General features: G+C 45.2%; 6 protein-coding genes. 3 read left to right on the forward strand and 3 right to left on the reverse strand.

What is annotated here, in order from left to right:
• Positions 1–280: 280 nt before the first annotated feature.
• Positions 281–1,225 carry a 23S rRNA pseudouridine(955/2504/2580) synthase RluC gene (gene rluC / locus ACED45_RS23380; protein WP_048659718.1) on the reverse strand — a complete coding sequence of 315 codons (945 nt, stop codon included), beginning with the start codon at positions 1,223–1,225 and terminating at the stop codon, positions 281–283.
• A 618-nt stretch (positions 1,226–1,843) separates the two neighbouring features.
• Between rluC and rne the strand changes: the two genes are divergently transcribed.
• The gene (rne, locus tag ACED45_RS23385; protein ID WP_371715143.1) at positions 1,844–4,870 is read left to right on the forward strand and encodes a ribonuclease E; all 3,027 of its coding nucleotides are present in this window, start codon (positions 1,844–1,846) and stop codon (positions 4,868–4,870) included.
• Between the two features lie 258 nt (positions 4,871–5,128).
• The gene (locus ACED45_RS23390) at positions 5,129–6,676 is read left to right on the forward strand and encodes a SulP family inorganic anion transporter (protein ID WP_060982310.1); all 1,548 of its coding nucleotides are present in this window, start codon (positions 5,129–5,131) and stop codon (positions 6,674–6,676) included.
• A gap of 114 nt (positions 6,677–6,790) precedes the next feature.
• Here the strand turns inward: ACED45_RS23390 and ACED45_RS23395 are convergent, their stop codons facing one another.
• The gene (locus ACED45_RS23395) at positions 6,791–7,240 is read right to left on the reverse strand and encodes a low molecular weight protein-tyrosine-phosphatase (RefSeq protein ID WP_048662075.1); all 450 of its coding nucleotides are present in this window, start codon (positions 7,238–7,240) and stop codon (positions 6,791–6,793) included.
• 84 nt (positions 7,241–7,324) lie between these two features.
• On the opposite strand from ACED45_RS23395, the gene cobO reads away from it, so the two are divergent.
• Positions 7,325–7,930: a cob(I)yrinic acid a,c-diamide adenosyltransferase gene (gene cobO / locus ACED45_RS23400; RefSeq protein WP_371715144.1), complete on the forward strand. Its 606-nt coding sequence runs from the start codon at positions 7,325–7,327 to the stop codon at positions 7,928–7,930.
• On the opposite strand, the gene ACED45_RS23405 is transcribed toward cobO, so the two are convergent.
• Positions 7,902–8,081 (reverse strand): hypothetical protein (locus ACED45_RS23405; RefSeq protein ID WP_371715145.1); only part of this gene is annotated, 180 nt, incomplete at its 5' end. The genes cobO and ACED45_RS23405 overlap by 29 nt on opposite strands.

Consider the following 8,081-nt stretch of genomic DNA (forward strand, 5'->3'; position numbering starts at 1 on the left):
ATTACCAAACGTGTAAAATTACTTGCAAACTGGGTGGGTCCATATATGACGAAAACTAATTATAATTACAGTCCTGAGGGCTTCTAATTATTTGGTCATTGATAATGCAATGTGTCGTCATCCTCAAGAGCGAGGCTCGAGCGAGTTGGGGATCTTCTACAGTAGGCACAAACAAAAAAGGTTGACGATATTCGTCAACCTTTGTCATTTTCAGATAGCTGATACGAAATCCTGAAAGAGTGTTCCCTTTCGTATCTCGTATCTCGTATCTCGTATCTTCTTAGATCTTACGTAATCCGGTCAGAGCTTTTTCAAGCCTTGCTTCCATTGGTGCAGAGATATCCATCTTCTCTTCACTACCTGGGTGCGTGAACTTAATGTTTGCTGCGTGTAGGAACAAACGATCCAGACCAACCTTACCCGTGTAAGCATCAAAACGACGATCACCGTAGCGATCATCCCAAGCAATTGGGTGGCCAGTATATTGAGTATGTACTCGGATTTGGTGTGTACGCCCCGTAATTGGACTTGCTTGAACTAACGTCGCATCTTTGAATTTTTCTAAAACTCGAAAACGCGTCTCAGAGGCTTTACCGTTCGGGTTCACGCGAACAATACTGTTCACTTCATTTTTCAATAATGGAGCGTTAACAACCTTACAGCTGTTCTTCCATTCGCCCATGACTAGAGCAAAGTAATATTTTTGAACCGTTTTTTCACGGAACTGTGCTTGAAGGTGTCTTAGCGCCGAGCGCTTCTTAGCAACAAGCAGAATACCAGATGTATCTCTATCGATACGATGCACTAACTCTAGAAAACGAGCATCAGGACGAAGTGCACGCAATGCTTCGATTGCGCCAAACTTCAGCCCACTGCCACCATGAACGGCAGTACCCGAAGGTTTGTTTAGAATCAGCATGTGATCATCTTCATAAATGATGCACTGTTCTAATTCTGAGACCTTGTTGAGTTTCGTGCTTGGCACGTTCTCTTCTGTTTTCTCTTCAATAGTAACTGGAGGGATACGAACTAAATCGCCAGCTTTTAGTTTGTACTCAGCCTTGATACGTTTTTTGTTAACGCGGACTTCGCCTTTACGCACGATTCGGTAAATCATGCTTTTCGGGATGTTTTTTAATTGGTTGCGTAAGAAGTTATCAATACGCTGACCAGCCATATCTTCGTCAATGTCGACGAATTGGACTTGGGTTCTAATTTCGCTCATTGGGCTATTGTATCACTGTCACTTTTGATAATTGAGATTTTCTTAGCTCTATTCCGAACTTATTTATTCATAATCCCTGCCGATCTATCCTCAAATGCTCAATGAAGTTCTATATTTCTTTGATTCTTCGAACAAAAAAGCACCAAGATTCCTGCAAATTAAAATATCAATTGATAAATTATTTATAGACAGTGAGTTAGAGCTATCAAAACCCAAACAAAAACTGTTTTTTTTACAGCATTCCGACAAAGCAGATTGCTGTGTTTACCGACCGCTGCTATAGTTCACAGCTGCTATCAGTGGTTTGACTATTATTTAAACAGCTAACCATTCATAAGCAAGTAAATGAGTAGATAACTCAGATTAGACAGTGCTGCAATCGGCGTAAGACACGGTCAACTGAGTTCCTTATCGCTCTACTCACGTACGCTCATGTTGAGTATTCACCGCCACATCGCGGATCATAGGCTAACTCCCTATGATGACTGACGTGCCCCAGAGCATCCCTCTCCAGCCGGGAGGCTGCACCGATAAAGCCATGGGATCTGGCACCATGAGAAACGAAATAAAGCGATAAGAACAATGATGAAAATAAGAAAAGACAATGAGAATTTCTAAATGAAAAGAATGTTAATTAACGCAACTCAAAAAGAAGAGTTGCGTGTCGCTTTGGTTGATGGCCAGCGACTGTTCGATCTAGATATCGAAAGTCCAGGTCACGAGTCAAAGAAAGCGAATATCTACAAAGGACGTATTACCCGTATTGAACCAAGCCTAGAAGCGGCATTCGTTGATTACGGAGCAGAACGTCACGGTTTCCTCCCTCTTAAAGAAATTGCCCGCGAATACTTCCCTGAAGGTTATACATACCAAGGCCGTCCTAGCATTAAAGAAGTGCTAAAAGAAGGCCAAGAAGTAATCGTGCAAGTAGAGAAAGAAGAACGTGGTAGCAAAGGTGCTGCACTGACAACTTTCATCTCTTTGGCTGGTAGTTACTTAGTTCTTATGCCTAATAACCCTCGTGCTGGCGGTATTTCTCGCCGTATCGAAGGTGATGAACGCACTCAACTGAAAGCAGCATTAAGCACTCTTGAGCTTCCTCAAGGTATGGGCCTAATCGTGCGTACAGCGGGTGTTGGTAAAAGTGCAGAAGAGCTAGAGTGGGACCTGAATGTTCTATTGAATCACTGGGGCGCTATCAAGCAAGCTTCTGATTCAAATGCGGCTCCTTTCCTAATTCACCAAGAGAGTAACGTTATCGTTCGTGCGATTCGTGACTACCTACGTCGTGATATTGGCGAGATTCTAATCGACAGCAATACTATTTTTGAACGTGCACAAGCGCACATTCAATTAATACGCCCAGATTTCATGAATCGCGTTAAGAAATACGATGGTGAAGTACCACTATTCAGCCATTACCAGATTGAAAGCCAGATCGAATCTGCTTTCCAACGTGAAGTTCGCCTTCCATCTGGTGGTTCTATCGTAATCGACCCAACAGAAGCACTGACTTCTATCGATATCAACTCTGCTCGTGCAACAAAGGGCGGCGATATTGAAGAAACAGCACTTAACACTAACCTAGAAGCTGCCGATGAAATTGCACGTCAATTACGTCTACGTGACCTAGGTGGTCTTGTTGTAATCGACTTCATCGATATGACTCCGGTTCGCCACCAACGTGAAGTAGAAAGTCGTCTACGTGATGCCGTTCGTTTAGATCGCGCACGTGTTCAGATTGGTCGTATTTCTCGCTTTGGTCTTCTAGAGATGTCTCGTCAACGTTTGAGCCCATCACTAGCAGAAGCAAGCCACCACATTTGTCCTCGTTGTACAGGTACTGGTGTTGTTCGTGATAACGAATCTCTAGCACTGTCTGTTCTACGTTTGATCGAAGAAGAAGCTCTGAAAGACAACACAGCGCAAGTACTTGCAGTTGTGCCTGTGCCAATCGCTTCTTACCTTCTGAACGAAAAACGTCGCTCAGTAAACCACATCGAGAAGAACCAAGAAGTTAAGATCACTGTTGTCCCTAACTCAGACATGGAAACACCACACTTTGAGGTTATCCGTGTTCGTGAAGGCGAAGAGTTCGATCTACTGTCTTACTTGCTGCCTAACAAGCTAGAAGCTCTAAAAGAAGCAGAAAGCAAAGAACCAGCAGAACAGACTATTCGTCCTAAGAAGATCGAAGAGCCAGCTCTGAAAGGCTTCGCAGCCCCTGCTCAATCAGCACCAACTCCTGCTCCAGCACCTAAAGCTGCAGAAGAGAAGAAAGCTGAGCCAGCAGCGACTCAAGAACCAGGTCTAATTGGTCGTTTCTTCAAAGCTATCGGTAGCTTCTTATTCGGCTCTTCAACTCAAGAAGAGAAGAAAGAAAAAGAGAAGAAAGAAGAAGAAAAACCTAAGAACAATCGCAACAACGGCAACCGTCAACGCCGTGATCGTAACGATAACCGTCGTCGTAACCAACGTGGTGAACGTGGTGATAATCGTAACGAAAACCGCGACAACAAGCGCCGTCGTAAGCCAGCTCGTGATGAGAAGCCTGAAGAGCAAAAAGAAACAGCTCCACAGCAAACTCGTCAGCCTCGTAAGCCAAAGCAAGACCGTCGCAACAAGCCACGTGATGAGCAGAAGCAACGCGAAGAGCAAGCACCATCTAAATTAGCAGAAGAAGGTCTACAGCTAGCGGCAGAAGCACAAGCTGGAAAACCGGAAGCGCCTAAGGCTAAGCCTGAAGCGAAAGCAACTAAGATTAAAGAGCGTCGTCAGCGTCGTAAACTGAACAAGCAAGTTCGCGTTAAAGACCAACAAGCTCAAGCTGAAGATAACGCTTCAAAAGAGCAAGTTGTTGCTAAAGAACTATCTGTTTCAAAAGAACAGTCAGTAGCTCAAGAGCAAAAAGTTGCGGAACAAGTAGAAGCAACTCAAGCGAATGCAGAGCAAACTGAACAGGAAGAGCCGAAACAACGTCGTAACCGTCGTTCTCCACGTCACCTACGTGCAAGTGGTCAGCGTCGTCGTCGCGGTCGTGATCGTCGCCCTAACCCATTCCGCCTACGTAAAGGTGGTGTAGCTTCTCCTGAGATGGCTATGGGTAAAGTGATGCCTCGCTTCATTCCAAAACCTCACCACAAGCAGGCAAAACCTGAAGTGACTGAAGTTCAAGTAGCAGCTGAAGCTCAAACATCTGTTCAAGATCAGAATGTTGCTCTCGAGACGGCACCACAAAGCACAGTAGTAATGGCAGGCGGTTTCGCATGTCCTGAACTTGCAATGGGTAAAGTTATCATCCGCCGTGAAGATGCTGCTGTTGAAGCTCAAGTAACTGAGACTCCTGCTGTAGTTGCAGAAGCACCAGTTGTTGAAGCACAAAAAGTTGAAGCTCCTAAAGCTGAAAGTGCAAAAGTTGAAGAAGCACCTGTCGTAAAAGCAGAAGCTCCTAAAGCGGCACCAAAGGCAGCAGTTGCTAAGAAGCAAGCCAGTTCACCAATGACTAAAGCTCCTGGTCCTCAAGAGATCAAAGAGATTGAAGTGATTGCAGCTCCGTTCCGCACTGAACGTTTTGTATCGAAAGGTGCAGGCAGTCAGGCAGCGTCGAACAAAGCTGGCGCGGCGATGACTAAGCCAAACTACTAGTGATTACTGATAGATAATCGCAAGTAAATAGAATCAAAGGCTGCTTATTAAAGCAGCCTTTTTCATATCTACTAATCGAATAAAAATTAACAGATATATTACTCAAAGTTAGGTTCAACCTTGAACTTAATCACATTTTTGGGTAGCATTCGCGCACTTATCTTTTCGACACTTCGCTATTGCCGCTCTTTTCCATCACTGTTTGGCTACGCAATACACCCGTGTCGGTAAATCCATCTTAAGCATAGCTGAGCAAACATGTTCGAATTCCCACAATTTTCAAAGCACTCTGTAAAGAATGACGTGCTTTCAGGTCTTACAGTAGCCCTAGCTCTGGTACCTGAAGCCGTAGCATTCGCCTTTGTTGCTGGCGTTGACCCAATGGTTGGTCTTTACGCAGCATTCATCGTAGGTTTAATCACTTCTGTCTTCGGCGGTCGTCCAGGTATGATTTCTGGTGCTACCGGTGCAATGGCCGTTGTAATGGTGAGCCTAGTAGCAACCCATGGCGTTCAATACCTATTCGCAGCAGTCATGCTCGCGGGCCTTCTGCAAATTGCGGCGGGTGTATTCAAGTTGGGTAAATTTATCCGTATCGTTCCACACCCAGTAATGATTGGTTTCGTGAACGGTTTGGCAATTGTTATCTTCCTAGCTCAGCTTGGTCAGTTTAAAGCGCCAGACGTAACAGGTGCATTAACTTGGCTACCAAGCGGTCAAATGACACTCATGCTGGGTTTAGTAGCCCTTACAATGGCTATCATCCACTTCCTACCTAAGCTAACAACAGCGGTACCATCTTCACTGGTTGCTATTGTTACAGTAACGGCTTTGGTTGTCGGTCTTGACCTTGAAACTCGAACTGTTGTCGACTTCCTACGTACGATGTCTGGTGACGAAGCTGCAACGCTAGCGGGTTCTCTACCAACGTTCTCTATTCCTGCTGTTCCGTTTTCTTTTGAGACACTACAGATCATACTACCGTACGCAATTATCCTTGCGGCTATCGGCCTGATCGAGTCTCTACTGACACTGACAGTACTAGATGAAATGACAAACACTCGTGGTCAATCTAACCGTGAATGTGTTGGTCAAGGTATGGCTAACGTAACGTGTTCAGTATTTGGCGCGATGGGTGGTTGTGCGATGATCGGTCAATCGATGATCAACGTAAACTCAGGCGGTCGTGGTCGCCTTTCAGGTATTGTAGCGGCAGTTGCACTACTGATGTTCATCCTGTTCGGTTCTGCACTGATTGAAATGATTCCTCTAGCAGCACTTGTGGGCGTAATGTTCATGGTTGTTATCGGTACATTTGAGTGGGCAACCTTCAAGCTTGCACGTCGCGTTCCTAAGCAAGACTTCTTCGTTATCGTTCTTGTTACCGTAGTAACAGTACTGACTGACCTTGCTGTAGCAGTGGGCGTTGGTGTTGTAGCTTCAGCGCTGATGTTTGCTTGGCAACATGCTAAACACATCTACGCCGACACGTCTGTAAACGCTGAAGGCTCTAAAGAGTACAAAGTTAACGGTCCAATCTTCTTTGGTTCAACGGCTAACTTCCTAGAGTTGTTTGACGCATACAACGATCCACAAGATGTGGTCGTTGATTTCGCAAACTCACGCGTTACCGACCACTCTGCAATTGAAGCGATCGATACGATTGCTGAACGTTACGCGGCATTAGGTAAAACACTTCACCTTCGCCACCTAAGCCAAGACTGTGTTGCTATGCTGCACAAAGCAGGTAGCTTAGTTGAAGCGAACGTTGCAGAAGACCCAATCTACAAAGTAATGTCTAAGTAATCTCAGCTGTAGCTTTAAGTTAGATTTAGAAAGGCCGACATTCAATGTCGGCCTTTTTTATACCTGTCGCTCAGCCCTTAGACTTATAACCCAACGACGTACATTGTTTCCACACTACACTGAACGTAATATCGCTTCGCTAGACTCTTCGATTAAGTCCAACACCAATTCAAAACCATTTCCCTCACCATAATATGGATCGGGGATCTCTTGATATTGTGACTCTCCAAAGCTTAAAAATAACGCTAGCTTGTATTGGAGGTGGGCGGGGCACTGGCTCATTAAGTCGTCTAAATTCGCCCTATCTGCCGCGAGTATCAGGTCAAATTCTTCGAAGTCATTACCAACCACTTTACGAGAAGTAATCCCCTTAAAGCTATAGCCTCGCTTCTCTCCTGCAGATTTCGAACGCGAGTCTGGCGGGTTACCTTGATGAAAACCAATCGTCCCCGCAGAGTCGACCACAACGTCAATATCCAGCTGTTGCGCTTTCTTCCTTAGCACCGCTTCACCTGTTGGCGAACGGCAAATATTCCCCATACAAACTACGAGTATCTTTTTCATCCCTAATCACCTGTTCTTCCGATGGTTTTTGCTATCGTTAAGTTAGGCTATGATAGGCGCAATCACAACTTAAAAGGATTTGTTATGTCGACTGAAGACAACAAAGAACAACGCCACAAAGCAAGACAACAGAAAGTAAAAGAACAAGTCGATGCACGTGTGGCTGCTGCCCAAGAAGTCAAAGGCCTATTGTTGGTCATCACGGGTAACGGTAAAGGTAAATCAACATCCGGTTTTGGTACGATTACACGTGCAGTCGGTCATGGTAAGAAGTGTGCCGTCGCTCAGTTTGTTAAAGGCACTTGGGAAAACGGCGAAAAGAACGTTCTCCAAAAGCTCGACGTAGAATTCCAAGTGATGGGTACCGGCTTTACTTGGGAAACTCAAAACAAGGCTCAAGATATCGAAGCCGCACAGCGCGTGTGGAAAGAGTGTCAGCGCATGCTAGCCGATGAGTCGATTGATGTAATTCTGTTTGATGAGCTGACTTACATGGTGAGTTATGGCTACATTGAACTGGATGAAGTGGTACAAGCTCTAAACAACCGTCCGAAAATGCAATCAGTAATCATTACTGGCCGTGGAGCGCACCGCACTTTAACGGACATGGCCGGTACCGTGTCTGAAGTTCGTAATGTGAAGCACGCATTCGAATCTGGTGTTAAAGCGCTTCAAGGCGTTGACTGGTAATCACATTCAACCAGAGATCCCCGACTCGGCCACTCTTCCCTCTCGAGGATGACGACCACCAGACTGGCACGCTCTTAAACAAAGGACGAGTACCTGTCGTCATATATGGACCCACCCAGTTTGCAAGTAATTTTACACGTTTGGTAATAGA

Source organism: Vibrio crassostreae (genome assembly GCF_041439375.1).
GTDB classification, from domain to species: Bacteria; Pseudomonadota; Gammaproteobacteria; order Enterobacterales; family Vibrionaceae; genus Vibrio; species Vibrio crassostreae_D.